Origin of the sequence: Luteitalea sp. (assembly GCA_009377605.1) — a bacterium.
Classification (GTDB): Bacteria; Acidobacteriota; Vicinamibacteria; order Vicinamibacterales; family Vicinamibacteraceae; genus WHTT01.
On record WHTT01000253.1, the window covers coordinates 1 to 401 of the forward strand.

1 protein-coding gene (running past one end of the window) is annotated in these 401 nt (G+C 59.9%); it reads left to right on the plus strand.

The window, feature by feature from the left end; translation table 11 throughout:
* Positions 1-330: 330 nt before the first annotated feature.
* The coding region annotated (locus GEV06_28800; GenBank protein MPZ21843.1) for a DUF4143 domain-containing protein crosses the window boundary (this coding region is incomplete at its 3' end): on the plus strand, positions 331-401 show 71 of its 397 nt. Its footprint extends 326 nt past the window's final position.

Sequence of the window (401 nt, forward strand, 5' to 3'; positions counted from 1 at the left end):
CATGGCGCAACTTACTCAAAGGACTCTACGATGGAAGAAGGCGCGGCCAGAGAATTTTGGTGACCGGAAGCGCTCGGCTCGATTTCTATCGTTTTGGCGGCGATTCGCTTCAGGGGCGATATCACATGTTGCGGCTGCACCCGTTCTCGGCAAAGGAACTGGCCATTCGCACGTCCGCCGGGTTTGCCGATTTGCTCAAATTGGGAGGGTTTCCCGAACCTTTCCTGAGCGGCTCCGAGGTCGAGGCGCGACGGTGGTCGCGCGAATATCGAAATCGGCTGGTGCGGGAGGAGGTGGCTGGACTGGAGCGCATCCAGGACCTCGGCAACCTTGAACTTCTGGTTCTCCGCCTGCCTGAGCTGGTGGGCTCTCCGCTGTCCATCAACGCCCTTCGCGAAGAC